This is a genomic window from Martelella lutilitoris (assembly GCF_005924265.1).
Lineage (GTDB): Bacteria > Pseudomonadota > Alphaproteobacteria > Rhizobiales > Rhizobiaceae > Martelella > Martelella lutilitoris.
Map to the genome: position 1 here is coordinate 225,867 of NZ_VCLB01000007.1, position 16,822 is coordinate 242,688.

Consider the following 16,822-nt stretch of genomic DNA (forward strand, 5'->3'; position numbering starts at 1 on the left):
TATCTATCGAATCTTTCATTACCCTCCTACATAGAGTGCCACACCCCGTCACTTCAAGAGATGGATTGCGTCGCCGGTCAGCGCCAGACGGCAGCCCGGTTGCCGCAATGCGGCATTCGGGCGGCGAAGAAGGGTAACTTCGCGATGACTTGGGAATTTAAATCGTTTAACTTCAAAAATGATCTGACCTTGAATGTGGTGCGCTTGCGGCAGTAGGGCTATGAAACCGGTCCTTGTAGTCGAATTTGGGGAGCGATCTTCGGCCTTGCAATATAATCTGACGGCCGTTTTTGCCTGGGCGGCAGACTGCATTCTGTTGTCCATCCTGCTTCTGCCCCTCTGGCTGCGCAACAGGGCGCGAATGTTCATCCTGCTCTGGTCAGCTGCGCTCGCCATGATGGGCGTCGGGCTTCTGGGGCTTACCTATGTAGATCCCAAGGCAAATCTCCTGTTTGCGCTGCCGATCGCGGCACTGGTGGTCGCCGAAGCCTTGTCGGCAGCAGGCCTGATCTCGCTCTATGGCGAGGACAGGCCGCTCCGTTTCACCGTGCTGTCTCTCTCCGTCTGGCTCGCAGCCTTCATTCTGTTCAGCATCTCCTCCTTCGGGCCCGTCGCCGCCGTCGCCAGCTATTTCCTCGCCGTCATCGTCATCGCCATATACGCCCTGCATTTTCTCAAGTACCACGCAACGTTCAAGGAAGTCCGCTTCCACCGGTCCATCCCGCTGATCTTCCTGTTCGAAGCCGTATCGGCTCTCGCCATTGCCGTTACCTATGTGCTGGAAGGCCCGGCCGCGCCGCATGAGGGCGCACTTGCATCGATCACCCTGATCGCGGGCTTCGTGCTGTTTTCGGCGAAAATTTTCCTGGCCGTCTGGCTGTCGATCGAGAAATACGAATTCTATCTGAAGAGGCTCGCTTTCCACGATCCCCTCACCGGCATTCTCAATCGCCGGGGCTTTTTCGAGAAGATCGGCCAAAGGCTGAAAACCGCCAGCGCTACAGATATTTTTGCCTATCTGACGATCGACATCGATCATTTCAAATCGGTCAATGATCAACTCGGGCACAGCGCCGGCGATGCGGCGATTGTCCGCTTCACCAGCACGGTCGAGGACGGGATCGACCTTTCATATCTGTTTGGCCGGACCGGAGGCGAGGAATTCGCGATTTTTCTCAAGGTCGAGGATGAGCGGGCGGCGATCGGTCTCGCCGAGCGGATCCGGCTGCTGCTTGCGGATACCGGTCACCGCCATACGGCCGGTTCCACGCCGCTAACGGTCAGCATCGGCATCGCCATCCAACGCGGAGCCGGATTTGATCTGGAAACGATGCTTTCGCAATCCGACCGCGCGCTTTACGCAGCCAAGAACAACGGCCGCGACTGCGTTGTCGCTTACGGCGCAGGAGAGCCCCCCGGAACCGCCGAACGGCTTCAGGCCTGAAGACCGCTGCTCCGGCCTTTCCGCAGCCCTGTGGATAAACCGGACGAAAAAGCGGGAGACCTTGTGGATCCCCCGCTCAGCGGTTTCGTGAAAGCTTGGCGCCGATCTCAGATCTTGGCAAAAGCCTGTTCGAGATCCGCAATGATATCAGCGACATCCTCGATGCCCACCGAAAGACGCACCACATCCGGCCCGGCGCCGGCGGCAACCTGCTGTTCCGGCGTAAGCTGTGCATGGGTTGTGGATGCAGGGTGGATAACCAGTGACTTGGTGTCGCCGATATTGGCCAGATGCGAGAACAGTTCGAGCCCTTCGACAAAGGTCTTGCCGGCCTCGTAACCGCCCTTCAGGCCGAATGTGAAGACGGCACCCGCGCCCTTCGGCGAGTAGCGCTGCTGCAGGGCATGGTTCTCGTCGCCCTCAAGACCCGGATAGCTGACCCAGGCCACCTTGTCTGACTGTTTCAGCCACTCCGCAACGGCAAGCGCATTGTCGCAATGGCGCTGCATGCGCAGCGGCAGGGTCTCGATCCCGGTCGCGATCATGAAGGCGTTGAACGGCGAGATCGCCGGACCCAGGTCGCGCAGGCTCAGAACGCGCGCGCCGAGCGCGAAGGCCATGCTGCCGAAAGCCTCGTGCAGCACGATGTTGTCATACTCGACCCGCGGTTCGCTCAGCATCGGGTAACGGCCGGATTTCGACCAGTCGAACGTACCGCCGTCGACCAGGATGCCGCCCATGGAATTGCCATGGCCGCCGAGGAACTTGGTCAGCGAGTGCACGACGATATCGGCGCCGTGTTCGATGGGCCGAACGAGATAGGGAGAGGCCATAGTGTTGTCGACGATCAGCGGCAGGCCGTGATCATGCGCGACCTTGGCGATCGCGGCGATATCGACGAAGGTGCCGCCGGGGTTCGCAAGGCTTTCAATGTAGACGGCCTTGGTTTTCTCATCGATCTGGGCAGCGAAGCTGTCGATGTCACCGCTATCGGCCCAGCGCACCGACCAGCCGAAATTCTCGAAGGCATGGCCGAACTGGTTGATCGACCCGCCGTAGAGCCTGCGCGCGGCGACGAAGTTGTCACCCGGCTGCATCAGCATGTGGAAGGTCAGAAGCTGGGCGGAATGGCCCGAGGCGACCGCGAGCGCCGCCGCGCCGCCTTCGAGCGCGGCCACGCGTTCTTCCAGAACGGCCGTTGTCGGGTTCATGATGCGGGTATAGATATTGCCGAATGCCTTCAGGCCGAACAGCGCCGCGGCGTGATCGGAATCGTTGAAGACGTAGGACGTCGTCTGGTAGATCGGCGTCGCCCGCGCATTGGTCGCGGGATCCGGCGCCGCTCCGGCATGAATCGAGAGCGTCGAAAAGCCCGGTTCTCTGTTATCCATCAAGTATTCCTTCCCTGTTTTGCAGACCGTCCGCTGTATCTTCGGCCGGTCCCGTTTTGATCAAGATCAATGTCGCCTTTTATACAAACGTCAATATCGCTGTCGACCAATAGGAGCATCGCAATGGACGTTTTGACTGACGACAATCGCGCCGATGATCGTTATGCCGATTGGCGCAAGGCCGCCCATTTCGAAGGCGAGGAGGCCGCCCTTCTGGCCTTTCTCCAGCGGATCGCCGAAGAGGACATTGCCACGGCAGAGCCGCGCGACGCCAGCGAAATGAGCGAGATGATGAAAGCGCTCAACATTGATCCGGTCGAGGCCGAATTCCAGTATCGTCGCCTGTATTACGGCATGCAGGCCAATTGCGCGGCATGCCGGGCAAAGGAACGCTGCCGCAAGGATCTCGCCTGCAACGCGGCCGACCGGCATTTCCGTGAATATTGCGAAAACTCCGAAATCCTGAGCGAGATGCGCGCCGATCCGGACATGCTGCGTTTCGAGGGCTGATGAGGCCTCAGCCCATCAAACGCGGATATTCGATCGCCGGGCACCGGTCCATCACCACGTCCAGCCCCCTCGCCCGCGCTTTTTCCGCAGCCTCTTCGTCGACGATATCGAGTTGCATCCAGATCACCCCGGGCGGCGGATCGAGCGCCAGCGCCTCGTCCACAATGCCGCCGACATATTCGGATGCGCGAAAGATATCGATCATATCGACCGCGCCGGGGATTGCGGCGAGACTTTCATAGACAGTCTTGCCATGAATCTCCTTTCCCGCAAGGCCGGGATTGACCGGCACCACCTCGTAGCCTTTCGACAGCAGGAAACCCATCACCCGATGGCTTGGCCGTTCCGGTTTCGGCGAAGCGCCGACGAGCGCGATGCGTCTGACCGAGCGCAGGATGTCACGAATTTGTGCATCGATTTCCGCAGGTTGTGTCATGGCGTTGAAAATCTCCCTATGGTATAGAGGCCTATTACACGTCCATGGAGGAGCCCCGACAAGGGCCTTGGGTAGACCATGAAGCTTATTCTCGCAACAGCCATGCTCTTGGCCGCCGCCGGTACCGCCACGGCGCAGGAACCGATCAATCGGTACGACATTCAGGACATGACCTGCAATCAGGTTCACAGCATCCTCGGCCGCGAGGGCGCTGCTATCCTGCGCTATCCCTCGCCGAGCGGCAGCGGCCGCACGCTCTACGACCGCTACGTCAACAGCCCGACCATCTGCTTCGCCCAGGGCGGACACGCCGTCCAGCGCGTGGTGCCGACCAAGGACACCAGGGGCTGCCCGACCATTTCCTGCAAGCCCGGACCGCCGGAATGCGACACGTTCGGCCTAGACATGTTCTATTGCGACGACGACAACTGAGCGGTATTCGCAATCAACGCTTCGAGCCCTGACGCCGCCGGAAAAACACCGTCAGGGCTTCACCTCCCCTCGATCGGTTGTTAAGCTTTTTCCGATCTCCGAAGTTCTTTTCTAAAGCTTCGTCACGCGCGAAGGCGGATGATCACTCCGGCAGATAGAGGCGCGCGCTGCCGGTCCATTCAGGGCGCCAGGCAAAGAAAAGAGCTATCCATGGCAGAGAGTATCGCACATTACATTGCCCGCTATCTCGGCGAGGCAGGGGTGAAACGCATCTGGGGCGTGACCGGCGATTCGCTGAATGGCCTCAGCGACAGCATCGGACGGCTGAAGACGCTTGAATGGATGGGCACACGTCATGAGGAAGCGGCCGCCTTTGCCGCCGGCGCCGAGGCGCATGTCACCGGAGAGCTTGCGGTCTGCGCGGGGTCCTGCGGTCCGGGCAACCTGCACCTGATCAACGGCCTTTACGACTGCAATCGCAACCACGTTCCGGTTCTGGCGATCGCCGCTCACATTCCGTCTTCCGAAATCGGCAGCGGCTACTTTCAGGAGACGCATCCGCAGGAATTGTTCCGCGAATGCAGCGTCTATTGCGAACTGATCTCCTCGCCCGACCAGATGCCCTATGTGCTGGAAGTCGCCATGCGCACGGCCATCGCGAAGAAGGGCGTCGCCGTCATCGTCCTGCCGGGCGATATCGCGCTGAAGGACATGCCGGGCGACACCGCGATCCGCTGGAACGCGCCGGCCCAGCCGGCCATGGTGCCGCCCGAAGCCGAGATCGACAGGCTTGCAGACCTGTTGAATGCCGGCAGCGATATTACGCTTCTGTGCGGCGCAGGCTGCGCCGGCGCGCGCGACGATGTGCTGGCGCTTGCCGAGGCGTTGCAATCGCCCATGGTGCACGCCATGCGCGGCAAGGAATTCATCGAATATGATAATCCCTATGATGTCGGCATGACCGGCCTGATCGGCTTTTCCTCCGGCTATCACGCCATGGGGTCGGCCGATACGCTGCTCATCCTCGGCTCATCCTTCCCCTACCGCGCCTTCTATCCCGAAGAGGCGAAGATCGCGCAGGTCGACACGCGCGCGCAGGCGCTCGGCGCCCATACCCAGGTCGACCTCGGCATTCTCGGCGATGTGGGTTCGACGATCCGCGCGCTGTTGCCGAAGCTGAAGAAGGATCGGAGCAGCAAATTCCTCGACAACGCCGTCAAGCACTACAAGAAGGCGCGCGAAGCACTTGATTCGCTCGCCTCGGAGAAAAGCGCCAAGGGCAACATCCATCCGCAATATCTCGCGAAGCTCCTCAGCGAAAAGGCAACCGACGACGCGATCTTCACCTGCGATGTCGGTACGCCGACCGTCTGGGCGGCGCGCTATGTCGGCATGAACGGCAAGCGGCGGCTGATCGGCTCGTTCTCGCACGGTTCCATGGCCAATGCCCTGTCGCAGGCGATCGGCGCCCAGGCGATCGATCCGGACAGACAGGTCATCGCCATGTGCGGCGATGGCGGATTTTCCATGCTGATGGGCGATGTCCTGTCGGTCACGCAACTGAACCTGCCGATCAAGATCGTCGTCTTCCACAACCGCTCGCTCGGCTTCGTGGCGATGGAAATGAAGGCGGGCGGCTATATCTCCGATTCGACCGATCTCAGCAGTCCCGACTTTGCCCGGATCGCGGAAGCCGCCGGCATGAAGGGCATCAAGGTTGAAGACGCCAAGGCGCTTCCCGCCGCCCTCGATGAAGCGCTCGAGACGCCCGGCCCGGTGCTGGTCGATGTGATGACGGCGAAGCAGGAACTCGCCATGCCGCCGCAGATCACCATGGAACAGGCCAAGGGTTTCAGTCTCTACATGATGCGCGCGATCCTCAACGGCCGCGGCGACGAACTGGTGCAGCTGACGAAGACGAACCTGCGCTGAGAAACGAAAGAGAGAAGGCCCGCAATCGATGCGGGCCCAGATGGCTGACACAGTCTGTTTCAGAAGCAGAGAGCGTGCTCCCATTCTCCGTCACCCCGGCCATGGGCCGGGGTCCAGGGTCACAAAAACGCAGTTTGTAACAGTGCCTTAATCGCGAGAGTATCGCTATTCGGCTCTGGGTGCCGGCTCAAGGCCGGCATGACGGAGGCGAGGGAGGCGAACTTTGTCAACAAACTGGGGCCCGCGCGCGACGCGGGCTTTTTTCCAGTCAGGCCAGTTCGTTCCATTCTTCTCAGTGAGAACCTGATGCCCCTTTCCCTCGAGCCGGCAAGACGGCCCGGCAGGCAGAGACAAGCAGAAAAACCGGCAAGACGAGATAGCCGCCGATAACGAGAACCTGCTCCTGCCAATGGCTCGCGTCATAATCCGCTCCGCATGGCGTGCCGGCGTACAGCGCGCCAAACCATGCGTCCCGGGTCGAGAAGAGCAAGATCATCGCCATTACTGCGACAACAATTGCTCCGCTCTGGCTCAGGGCGCCCTTGGCCATGCCGCCCCAAAGAACAAGACCGATGGCACTTGCCAAGAGCGGCGAGGACAATACAGCGCCGGTCACGAACGGTCCGTCTGCACCCTGGGTGCATGTGCCGGTGAAGCCCAAAAGCTGCAGCGGTACGGCAGGCATCACAAGGAATACAGCCGACCATGCCCACAGGCGAAAGAAGGCCAGCACCACTGACAAGATCAGGGAGAACAGGAGGAAGGTCCCTCCGATGGCAATGATGCCGGTCACGGTCTGACCTCCGCAGGCCGCCGGCTGAATTTCTGGAACCTGCAGGATCCATCAAATCTGTGCACCGCGGTTTCCGCCTTGCCCATTTGATCAATCCTCGTGATCCTTCGTCGGAAACTCCGGCCTGCGGAAGGTGGAGGAAACCATGGTGAGCCCCGCGCCGATCGCGCCGACGGTGAAGATCACCTGCAAGCCGGCGCTGGTGGTCGCCGCCAGCATCATGTCGGACTTTTCGAGCGGCTGGACGGTGATTTCCAGGAGACCGATGATCCACTGGGCGGCGGCGCTTCCCGGCACCATGGGAATGCAGCCGGCGACGGCGATGGCATTGCCGACGCGGCGGACCGGAAACGGCGTGTTGTAGGAGAGTTCCACGACCAGCGCGACGGCCATGGCTGCGGCGAAAGATGCGGCTTCCAGCGGCCAGCCATGCAGCATGCAATAGGTTCTGACGGCCAGCGCCAGCGCGCCGGCCAGCGCCGCCCAGCCGAGATTGCGGTAGCCGAAATTGAACAGCACGCCGAAGCCCGCTGCCGCGACCGCGCCAAAAAAGGCGTGGTGGGCGATATTGGGGACAGACTTCACGGCATCCTGCAGACCACCGCCGAGCACGATATGGGCCGCTCCGACGCCCAGAGTAATAAAGACGAGGATCATCGCGACGGTGACGAAGCGGGCGCTGCCGAGCGTCGGGAACCCCTCCATGATATCCGTCTGCGCGTTCATCGACGGCACGCCCGGCACCAGCATCAGCACGGCAGCGCTCATCGACGTGTCGATCATCGTGCTGCCCATCGCCATGGCCCCGATGCCGGAAAGGACGGCTGCGGCAAAGGCGACCGTGGCGGTGACGACGAAAGCATTGTAGTGCCGTTCGAGCAACACCAACCGTATATATTGTCCGATCATGCTGGCGATCAGCGTCGTCACAAAGGCGGGCGCATCGGCGCCGAGAAGCCTTCCGAAGGCGGCGCAGGCAAGCCCGGCGGCAAAGACGTTCAGCAGCTTGTGATGCTTCGGCGTGGTCTTTGTCGCCGCGGCCAGCCTTTCTTCCACCGCGTCCGGCGTCAGCCCGCCCCTGCCCGTTTCGGCGCAGATTTCGCGTACACGGTGGTTGATGCGCATGTTGACGCCGTGATGACCGACCCCGATCATGTGCGTCGAAGAGCAGACGCCGTCGCCGACCGTCGTCGATATCGAGGCGAAGCCGACGCGGATGTCTGCGTTCTTGACGCCGAGGCCGAGCGCCACTTTCCTGACGCCCTCGCGCACGACAGCGGATTTCGCTCCCGTCTCCATCAGCATGCGGCCGGCCTCCAGCGCGACGAGCGCCACCTTCTCCAGCGTCCTTTGCCGGAACAGAAGCTCGGAAACCCCGTCATCATGTGCGCCTGCGCGGGTTTCGTCAGCCGGTGAACCTGTTTCAGTCATTGCCTCTCCTGTCGCGAACGCGGCGTTTTGGAACGGGGATCAATTGGCGGGCATCGCCTCAGCGGCTGGCCGGCGGCGAAACTAGACGCAGCGCACGCATTCGCCTTGCTCTATGTCAAGCCGGCCGCGCAGGCTGCCTCCTGATCCTAGCCAAAATGCAAAGAAGAGAAAACAGGGTCAGCCGAGGGTGACGGAGCTGCGCAGAAATCGCAAGTACTAGCGCAAGTCGATCCCATTTATGACAGTTTTACGACAGTTATGTGACGGTTTTCTAAAAGGAAACACGGGTTTTTCCCCGTTTATGAATTTTTTACAACATGCTATGCTTGCCTATATTTCGTTGTTATACGACTTCCGTTTTCAACCAAACCTCAAAAGGGCTATCTGATGAAAATCGGAATTTTTACCAAGGGCGCTAAGGTTGCTGCCGTTGCCGCCGCTATGGTCGTAAGCGGCACTGTCGCTCAGGCCGCAGACACCTCGCTGACGGGCTCCGGCGCCTCTTTCCCCTTCCCGCTCTACTCGGCCTGGTTTAAGGATTTTGGCCAGAAGACCGGTATTGAAGTCAACTACCAGGCCAAGGGCTCCGGCGGCGGTATCGAAGACTTCACCAACCGCGTTGTCGATTTCGCAGCCTCCGACGCTGCCATGAACGACGAGGAAATGGCCAAGGTTGACGGCGGCGTCGTTCTCCTGCCGATGACGGCCGGCGAAATCGTTCTCGCCTACAATCTCGACGGCGTTTCCGAGCTGAAGCTGCCGCGCGACGTCTACCCGAAGATCTTCCTCGGCGAAATCACCAAGTGGAACGACGAAGCCATCGCCGCCGCCAACGAAGGCGTCGACCTCCCCGACGAAAACATCACGGTTGTCGTTCGCGCCGATTCTTCGGGCACCAACTTCAACTTCACCAACCACCTTTCCGCGATCTCGACGGAATTCGAAAGCACGGTCGGCGGCGGCAAGACCGTTCCGTGGCCGAAGGCTTCGAACTTCGTAGCCGCTCCGGGCAACCAGGGCATCACCGCCACGGTCAAGCAGACCCCTGGCGCCATCGGCTACATCGAGTATGGCTACGCCCAGCAGACCAACACGCCTTACGCCATGCTTGAAAACCAGGCCGGCAACTTCGTGAAGGCCGGTCCGGAAGCTGGTAGCGCCGCTCTCGCTTCGGCCGAACTCGACGAAAACAACGTTGCTTTCATCGTTGACCCGAAGGGCGCCGACTCCTACCCGATCGCCACCTTCACCTGGATGCTGTTCTACAAGTCCGGCCAGGACGCCGATACGGTTGCAGCGCTGAAGGAAATGATCAACTACGGCCTGACCACCGGCCAGACGATGGCCGACAAGCTGGGTTACATCCCGCTGCCGGAAAACGTCATCGAAATCAACAAGAAGTCGATGGAAGAAATCGGCGGCTGATTTCGGTCACAATGAACTTCGGCCGGGGCGTAACGCGTTGCGCCCCGGCTTTGTTGGAATGAATACACGCAGAAGTTTTACGCTCTCTCCAGTCAGATCGCGATAACCGTCCCGATCGCCGTTACCAGGAGCCCCTTGATGGCCGACAAGCCGAAATCCGTTACGCCACGCGATGGCAGTGTTTCGCGACCACCGACCGCTTTCGAATACGGTTACGACAAATCCTTTCGCTTTCTGACATTTTTCGCAGGCCTGATCACCATCGTCCTGCTGGTCTACATCTTCTGGAAGATCGGCTCGCAGGCCGCTCCGGCGATGCGGACATACGGCCTTTCCTTTCTGACGACGGTCGAATGGAACCCCAATACCAATGAATACGGCATCCTTGCCGAGATCTGGGGCACGCTCTACTCGTCGCTTCTGGCACTGCTCTTCGGCGGCGGCCTCGGCATTGCCGTCGCTATTTTCCTGACGCAGGGCTTCCTCAACGCCCGCCTTGCCTGGATCTTCCGCCTGATCGTCGAGATGCTCGCGGCCATCCCCTCGGTCGTCTACGGTCTCTGGGGCATCTACGTGCTGATCCCCGCCATCCGGCCGCTCGCCCGCTGGCTGCATGACACGCTCGGCTTCGTCCCGTTCTTCTCCACATCGCTCGCCGGCCCCGGCATGTTCCCGGCCATGATCGTGCTGTCGATCATGATCCTGCCGACGGTTGCCGCGATCTCGCAGGATGCCTTCAAGGCGATCCCGCTGAAGGTCCAGGAAGCCGCCTACGGCATGGGCACGACCAAGTGGGAAGCGATCCGCAAGGTCATCCTTCCCACCGCATCGGGCGGCATCTTCGCCTCGCTGGTGCTTGGTTTCGGCCGCGCGCTCGGCGAAACCATGGCGCTTGCCATGTTGATCGGCAATTCGCAGCAGGTTTCGCTGTCGCTGTTTTCGCCGGCAACCACGCTCGCATCGCTTCTCGCCTCTACCTTCCCGGAGGCCGGCGCCAACCAGATCGGCCCGCTGATGTATGCGGCCGTGGTGCTGCTGATGATCACGATGGCGGTCAACATCATCGGCACGGTCATCATGAACTACACGTCTCGCCAGACGGTTACGTAAGGCCTTGAGGGGATCGATATCATGAGCACCACAGACGACATGAACCCCGAGGTTGTTGCCCTCGGCAATCCGAACCTCAGCTTCTCATTCGCCGAACGGCGGACGCTGATGAACTTCATCCAGACGATTATTCTCTGGATCCTGGCCGGCATCGCCGCCATCCCGCTGATCTCGGTCCTCTGGATGCTGATCAGCCGCGGCGGCGTGCGCCTCAGCCTGGCAATCTTCACCGAACTGCCGCCGGCGCCCTTTGAGCAGGGCGGCGGCATCGGCAACGCCATCCTCGGGACTCTGGTGATGGTCGCCATTGCCTCGCTGATCTCGATCCCGATCGGTGTCCTCGGCGGCATCTATACCGGGCTGATCAACCCCGACGGACGCTTTGCCTCGCTTGTCCGTTTCGTCGGCAAGGTGCTGACCGGTTTCCCCTCGATCCTCGCCGGCGTCTTTGTCTACGCCTGGCTGGTGATCATGATGAAGACCTACTCGGCGGTCGCCGGCGGCCTGTCGCTGGCAATCTTGATGCTGCCGACCGTCCTTCTGACAGCGGAACAGGCTTTCCGCATGGTTCCGCAGCGGATGAAGGATGCGGCCTATGGCATGGGTTGCAATTCCACGCAGGTCGCGACCAAAATTGTTTTGCCGACGGCGCTGCCAGGTGTTATGACCGGCGTAATGCTCGCGGTCGCGGGTGCGTCCGGTGAATCGGCCCCGCTGCTGTTTACGGCACTCTTTTCGAATTACTGGATCGGAAGCTTTACGGAGCCGACAGCATCATTGTCGATATTGATCTACAATTTCTCGGCAATGCCCTATGAAAACCAGATTGAACTGGCGTGGACAGCTTCCCTCGTACTGGTGCTGATCGTGCTCGTTTTCAACATTCTCAGTCGCTCGTTCGGCACCCGCCGCGTGTAAGAGAAACAAGGTCGTTTATCATGTCTATCGAAATGGAAATGAACAAGGTTGAGGCCACGGCCGCAAAGCGGGATGGCGGCGATGTCGCGATCGGCGCGAACATCGACAAGATCTATTACGGCGATTTTCTTGCCGTGCGCGATGCCGCCGTCAACATCGAAAAGGGCAAGATCACCGGCTTCATCGGCCCGTCGGGCTGCGGCAAGTCCACCGTGCTGCGCTCGCTGAACCGCATGAACGACCTGATCCCGATCTTCCGTCTCGAGGGCCATGTGCATTTCCTTGGCCAGGACGTCTACGGCAAGAATGTCGATCCGGTGGTCGTGCGCCGTCACATCGGCATGGTGTTCCAGCAGCCCAACCCGTTCTCGATGAGCATTTTCGAAAACGTCGCCTTCGGCTTGCGTCTGAACGGCTTCAAGGGCGACATCAATACCCGCGTTGAAAAGGCGCTGCGTCGCGCGGCGCTCTGGAACGAGGTCAAGGACAAGCTGAAGCAGAACGGCCTGTCGCTTTCCGGCGGCCAGCAGCAGCGCCTTTGCATCGCGCGCGCCATCGCCACCGAACCGACGGTGCTTCTGATGGACGAGCCCTGCTCCGCGCTCGACCCGATCGCCACGCGCCAGATCGAGGAACTGATGCTCGAGCTGAAGAAGGACTACACGGTCGCGATCGTGACCCACAACATGCAGCAGGCGATCCGCGTTGCCGACAAGACGGCTTTCTTCTCGGTCGACATGTCGCAGGGCGGACGCACCGGCTTCCTCGTCGAAGTCGGCGACACCAAGCAGATCTTCGAGAACCCGAAGCAGCAGCTGACCAAGGAATATCTTTCCGGCGAGTTCAGCTGAGGCCGGCCTGCTATCCGGACTGTTTTTGCGGGCGGCTTTCGTTGTAAAGCCGCCCTTTTGATTGTTCGGATTGCACGGAATGCCGGAGGCTCGTCAGGGACCGCCATTGATCTGATGCCCTGCCCGCCCTACCATGGGCCATACCATTCAATCGTTTCGCGGCCCTGCGCAGGCGAGAAACACCGGTCTTGAGGCACTGAAACGCGACATGTTCAAGCACAGTCTTGACCTTGCCAGGATTGAACAGAAGCTGCGCGACACCCAGCGTCAGTTCGACCGCATCAATGCGGTCCTGACCATGCATCGCGACGGCATGCCGGACAGCGTGGTCGAGCACATGCTGGAGGGCTATGCCTATGTGAACGGCCTTCTGCAGGCGGGAACCGACATCCTTCAGCTCGGCCAGTTCCATCATCTGCTCGAATTGAACCACCTGGTGCTCTGCGGCTCCTCGCGCGAAGCCCGGTCGGAATTCAGCAATCACATCGTGCGCACGGAAGAGCATTTCTATGATCGCGAGGCCGGCGACATCGGCGGGCTGGTCGACTGGTACCAGCGCGCCAAGGGCAAGCCCGTGCGCAAGCGCGCCGCCGGCGTCTATGTGCGGGTCTTGAGCCGGCCGCAGCTCTTCATCGAGGGCAACCACCGCACGGGCGCGCTGATCATGAGCTATATCCTCGGACGCGAGGGCCTGCCGCCCTTCGTGCTGACGCCCGAGAATGCCGAGGCCTATTTCAACCCGTCAACGCTGGTGCGCGACGCGCACAAATATTCGATGGACGAACTGGTCAAGATCCCGAAGCTCAAGCGCTATTTCGCCAGGTTCCTCGAGGACACCGAGGACGACAGCCTCGTGGTGAAGACAAAGTCGCTGGAAACCACCTGAGCGACCTCAGCTCACCTTCACGACAATGCGACCGCGCACCTTGCCCGCAAGAATGTCTTCGGCGGCCTGCGGCAGATCCTCGAGAGCGACCTCGCCTTCCGTCGCAAGCGCGATCTGCTCGGATGACAACTGCGTCTGCAGCAATCGCCAGGCCGCCTCCCGGCGCTTCTTCGGCGCCATCACGGAATCAACCCCGATCAGCGCAACGGATCGCAGGATATGCGGCATCACCGTTGCCGGAAGATCCGGACCGCCGGCAAGCCCGCAGGCCGTCACCGCACCGCCATAGACCGTCTGCGCCAGCACATTGGCAAGCGTCGTCGAACCGACGCTGTCCACCGCGCCGGTCCAGCGTTCTGCCTGCAGCGGCTTTCCGGCTTCGGAAAGTTCACGCCGATCGATGAAATCGGAAGCGCCGAGCTGGCGCAGGTAGTCATGCGTTTCCGGTCGGCCGGTGGAGGCCGTGACGCTGAAGCCGAGCGAGGCGAGAAGCGCCACCGCATAGGAGCCGACGCCGCCGGCCGCCCCGGTGACCAGCACTTTCCCTTCTTCCGTGGAGAGCGAACCCCAGGTGAGCAGCTGATTGACGCACAGCGCCGCCGTATAGCCGGCCGTACCGATCGCCATCGCCTGTTTCTGGCTCAGGCCCTCGGGCTGCGGCATCAGCCATTCGGGACGGACCCGCTGATAGGCGCTGTAGGCGCCCCATTCGGTTTCCGACATGCCGTTGCCATTGGCAATCACCCTGTCGCCGGGCCTGAAGGCGTCGGAGGCTGATTCGACGACCGTACCGGCAATGTCGATGCCCGGCACCATCGGAAAGCGGCGCGCAATGCGCCCCTTGCCGGTGACCGAAAGCCCGTCCTTGTAATTGAGGCTCGAATAGTCGACCCTGACAAGGACAGGCAGATCCGGAAGGTCGGAAAGGCTCAATTCCGTCAGGCTTGCCTTCGGATTGTCCTTGTCGCGGATCAGCAGAGCTTCAAAGGTTTCGGTCATCATGCACTCCCTGTTTGACAGCGAGGATAACGTCGTCACCGCGCCGATGGCAATGCGTCCCGTCAATCCGAGATGGCGACCCGCGCCACGGCGATTTGCGCTGCCAGCGCGGCATTGTTCTTCACCAGCGCGATATTGGCGGCAAGGCTGCGGCCTTCCGAAAGCTCGTTGATCCGGGCAAGCAGGAACGGAGTCAGTTCCTTGCGGGCAATCCCCTTTTCGCTGGCTTCCCTGAGCGCATCCTCGATGGTTCCGTCGATGAAATCGTGGCTGAGCGCATCCGCTTCGGGAACGGGATTGGCCACAAGGATGCCGGTTCCGGTGCCAAGCGCGTCATGCAGCGCCATGGCCTTGGCGATATCCTCGGCGCTGTCCATGCGATGATCGGCCGCATAACCGCTCGATCGGGTGAAGAAGGCCGGGAAATCGTCACTCCGATAGGCCATGACCGGCACGCGCTGCGTCTCCAGCACTTCCAGCGTCTTCGGAATATCGAGGATCGACTTCACGCCGGCGCAGACGACGGTGACGGCAGTCCGGCCAAGTTCGGTGAGGTCGGCGGAAATATCGAACGTCTGCTCCGCGCCGCGGTGAACGCCGCCAACGCCGCCTGTTGCGAAGATCGGAATGCCGGCAAGGGCCGCGATCTTCATCGTCGCCGAGACCGTCGTTCCCGCCGTCTGGCCCTTGACCATTGCCACGGCAAGATCCCGTCCCGATGCCTTGACGATGCCATCCTCGACCTTTGCGAGGCGTTCGATGACGTCTTCTTCCAGGCCGGCATGCAGCTTGCCGTCGATCACCGCGATCGTTGCCGGGACCGCGCCGTTTGCCCGCACAACCGCCTCGACGGCAAGCGCGGTCTCGAGATTGGCCGGATAGGGCATGCCGTGGGTGATGATGGTGGATTCCAGCGCCACGACCGGCTTGCCGCCCGCCAACGCGGTTTCGACTTCGCCGCTCTTGATGATTTCGATCTCAGACAAGGTGATCTCCTTCAGTCGCGCCGAGCCGGTGAAGATTGGCCTCGACGAAATGGTTGGACAGGTCCGGATGGACGCTCGCCGCCGTTTCCGTGGTCAGCGAGCCGATCAGCGCGCCCTTGCGCGCCGCCTCGGTCAGCGTGTCATTCCGGGTATAGAAGTTGAGTGTGCCGGCGATCATCGCATCGCCCGCGCCGGTCATGTCGACGGGATCCGCCCTGACGACGGGAATATGGGTCGTGCTCTCTGGCGAGCGGACAACGACGCCGATCGCCCCGCAGGAAAGGATGACGGCGGCGGCTCCAGCTTTGTGCAGAAGATTGGCAGCGTCAAGCATACCATTGATATCATGGGCGAATGTTCTTCCGAGAAATGCTGAAGCCTCGTCCAGATTCAAAAACAGAAGATCGACCCCTTCCAGGTTTTGCGGAAGACGCATGACCTTCGGCGTCGAGACGGCGTCGATGGCCAGACTGAAGCGGCTTTGCGGACGCTTTGCGATCAGCATCGAGAGCGTTTCGGCGGGCAGGTTGCAGTCGGCAAAGACGAGACTGGCAGACGCAATCGCCGGCCATACGGTCTCGATCATCGCCGGCGTCAGCCGATCGAAAATCGCCATGTCGGCAATGCCGTAGGCAAGCTCCCCGGCGGGCTCGAGGATCGCCGCATATTCGGCCGTGCGCTGATCGGAAAGCGTCATGACATGGGCGACGTCGACGCCCCGCTCTCGCAAATGCGCAAGAAGCGAGCGTCCGTTCTCGTCATTTCCGATGGCGGTCACAAAACCGGTCGTGGCGCCGAGCAGCGCCAGGTTTTCCGCAACATTGCGGGCGACGCCGCCGAAACTGCGCATGCCTTCGACCGGGTTCGAGGTCCCGGCAATCAGCGGCGTGCGGGCAAGATATTTGCGGTCGATCACCGCGCCGCCGATGCAGACCACACGCCCCTCCGGCGGCAGGACATAGCCCCGCCCCAGAATATGCCCGCGCTCGGTCAGCCGCATGATATGGGCAGCCACGGCCGGACGCGAAATGCCGAGACGTTCGGCCATGGCCTGCTGCCCGGCAAAGGGATCTTCGCGAATGAGGCGAAGAAGCGCGCTTTCGATTGGACTGAGTTCCGGCATGACACATGAACCGTAAGGCTGTTGATAGCTTCTTGTAACACAAGTTATTCAGAAAACAACTGTTACAATGCCATTTCTGTCGAAACGGGCTATTCAGCCTCGGCGCAATTCACCCCTGGCTCCTGCCATCCGTCATTTTGACGCACCGGGCAAAT

16 protein-coding genes are annotated in these 16,822 nt (G+C 61.0%); 9 read left to right on the top strand and 7 right to left on the bottom strand.

The window, feature by feature from the left end; all coding sequences use genetic code 11:
• The first annotated feature begins 265 nt into the window (after positions 1 to 265).
• Positions 266 to 1,444 carry a GGDEF domain-containing protein gene (locus FF124_RS13965; RefSeq protein ID WP_187326940.1) on the top strand — a complete coding sequence of 393 codons (1,179 nt, stop codon included), beginning with the start codon at positions 266 to 268 and terminating at the stop codon, positions 1,442 to 1,444.
• A gap of 107 nt (positions 1,445 to 1,551) precedes the next feature.
• Here the strand turns inward: FF124_RS13965 and FF124_RS13970 are convergent, their stop codons facing one another.
• Complete coding sequence (locus FF124_RS13970; RefSeq protein ID WP_138749104.1) at positions 1,552 to 2,835, bottom strand: O-acetylhomoserine aminocarboxypropyltransferase; 1,284 nt, start codon at positions 2,833 to 2,835, stop codon at positions 1,552 to 1,554.
• A gap of 123 nt (positions 2,836 to 2,958) precedes the next feature.
• Here FF124_RS13970 and FF124_RS13975 point away from each other — a divergent pair, with 123 nt between their 5' ends.
• Positions 2,959 to 3,345, top strand: coding sequence for a DUF6455 family protein (locus tag FF124_RS13975; protein WP_138749105.1), 387 nt, complete (start codon positions 2,959 to 2,961; stop codon positions 3,343 to 3,345).
• 7 nt (positions 3,346 to 3,352) lie between these two features.
• Here the strand turns inward: FF124_RS13975 and FF124_RS13980 are convergent, their stop codons facing one another.
• The gene (locus tag FF124_RS13980; RefSeq protein ID WP_138749106.1) at positions 3,353 to 3,781 is read right to left on the bottom strand and encodes a CoA-binding protein; all 429 of its coding nucleotides are present in this window, start codon (positions 3,779 to 3,781) and stop codon (positions 3,353 to 3,355) included.
• A 78-nt stretch (positions 3,782 to 3,859) separates the two neighbouring features.
• Here FF124_RS13980 and FF124_RS13985 point away from each other — a divergent pair, with 78 nt between their 5' ends.
• A complete protein-coding gene (locus FF124_RS13985) occupies positions 3,860 to 4,213 on the top strand; it encodes a hypothetical protein (protein WP_138749107.1) in 354 nt (117 codons plus the stop codon).
• Between the two features lie 210 nt (positions 4,214 to 4,423).
• Positions 4,424 to 6,145, top strand: coding sequence for a ubiquinone-dependent pyruvate dehydrogenase (gene poxB / locus FF124_RS13990; RefSeq protein ID WP_138749108.1), 1,722 nt, complete (start codon positions 4,424 to 4,426; stop codon positions 6,143 to 6,145).
• Positions 6,146 to 6,437: 292 nt separating this feature from the next.
• Here the strand turns inward: poxB and FF124_RS13995 are convergent, their stop codons facing one another.
• Positions 6,438 to 6,938: a hypothetical protein gene (locus tag FF124_RS13995; RefSeq protein WP_138749109.1), complete on the bottom strand. Its 501-nt coding sequence runs from the start codon at positions 6,936 to 6,938 to the stop codon at positions 6,438 to 6,440.
• 90 nt (positions 6,939 to 7,028) lie between these two features.
• Positions 7,029 to 8,369, bottom strand: a complete 1,341-nt coding sequence (locus FF124_RS20810) for a threonine/serine exporter family protein (RefSeq protein WP_246072433.1) — start codon at positions 8,367 to 8,369, stop codon at positions 7,029 to 7,031.
• Between the two features lie 387 nt (positions 8,370 to 8,756).
• Here FF124_RS20810 and pstS point away from each other — a divergent pair, with 387 nt between their 5' ends.
• From pstS to FF124_RS14025, 5 genes are all read left to right on the top strand, one after another.
• Positions 8,757 to 9,794 carry a phosphate ABC transporter substrate-binding protein PstS gene (pstS, locus tag FF124_RS14005; RefSeq protein ID WP_138749110.1) on the top strand — a complete coding sequence of 346 codons (1,038 nt, stop codon included), beginning with the start codon at positions 8,757 to 8,759 and terminating at the stop codon, positions 9,792 to 9,794.
• A gap of 138 nt (positions 9,795 to 9,932) precedes the next feature.
• Positions 9,933 to 10,904: a phosphate ABC transporter permease subunit PstC gene (pstC, locus tag FF124_RS14010; RefSeq protein ID WP_138749111.1), complete on the top strand. Its 972-nt coding sequence runs from the start codon at positions 9,933 to 9,935 to the stop codon at positions 10,902 to 10,904.
• A gap of 21 nt (positions 10,905 to 10,925) precedes the next feature.
• The gene (pstA, locus tag FF124_RS14015; protein WP_138749112.1) at positions 10,926 to 11,822 is read left to right on the top strand and encodes a phosphate ABC transporter permease PstA; all 897 of its coding nucleotides are present in this window, start codon (positions 10,926 to 10,928) and stop codon (positions 11,820 to 11,822) included.
• A gap of 20 nt (positions 11,823 to 11,842) precedes the next feature.
• Positions 11,843 to 12,673 (top strand): phosphate ABC transporter ATP-binding protein PstB, encoded by an 831-nt coding sequence (gene pstB / locus FF124_RS14020; protein WP_138749113.1) that lies wholly within the window; start codon positions 11,843 to 11,845, stop codon positions 12,671 to 12,673.
• Positions 12,674 to 12,881: 208 nt separating this feature from the next.
• Positions 12,882 to 13,559: a hypothetical protein gene (locus FF124_RS14025; protein ID WP_138749114.1), complete on the top strand. Its 678-nt coding sequence runs from the start codon at positions 12,882 to 12,884 to the stop codon at positions 13,557 to 13,559.
• A 6-nt stretch (positions 13,560 to 13,565) separates the two neighbouring features.
• On the opposite strand, the gene FF124_RS14030 is transcribed toward FF124_RS14025, so the two are convergent.
• The 3 genes from FF124_RS14030 to FF124_RS14040 all read right to left on the bottom strand — a co-directional run bounded on the left by FF124_RS14030 (position 13,566) and on the right by FF124_RS14040 (position 16,667).
• Complete coding sequence (locus FF124_RS14030; RefSeq protein ID WP_138749115.1) at positions 13,566 to 14,558, bottom strand: MDR family oxidoreductase; 993 nt, start codon at positions 14,556 to 14,558, stop codon at positions 13,566 to 13,568.
• Between the two features lie 62 nt (positions 14,559 to 14,620).
• Complete coding sequence (locus FF124_RS14035) at positions 14,621 to 15,544, bottom strand: pseudouridine-5'-phosphate glycosidase (protein WP_425462534.1); 924 nt, start codon at positions 15,542 to 15,544, stop codon at positions 14,621 to 14,623.
• Positions 15,537 to 16,667 carry a carbohydrate kinase gene (locus tag FF124_RS14040; RefSeq protein WP_138749117.1) on the bottom strand — a complete coding sequence of 377 codons (1,131 nt, stop codon included), beginning with the start codon at positions 16,665 to 16,667 and terminating at the stop codon, positions 15,537 to 15,539. The genes FF124_RS14035 and FF124_RS14040 overlap by 8 nt, the downstream gene beginning before the upstream one ends.
• Between the last annotated feature and the right edge of the window lie 155 nt (positions 16,668 to 16,822).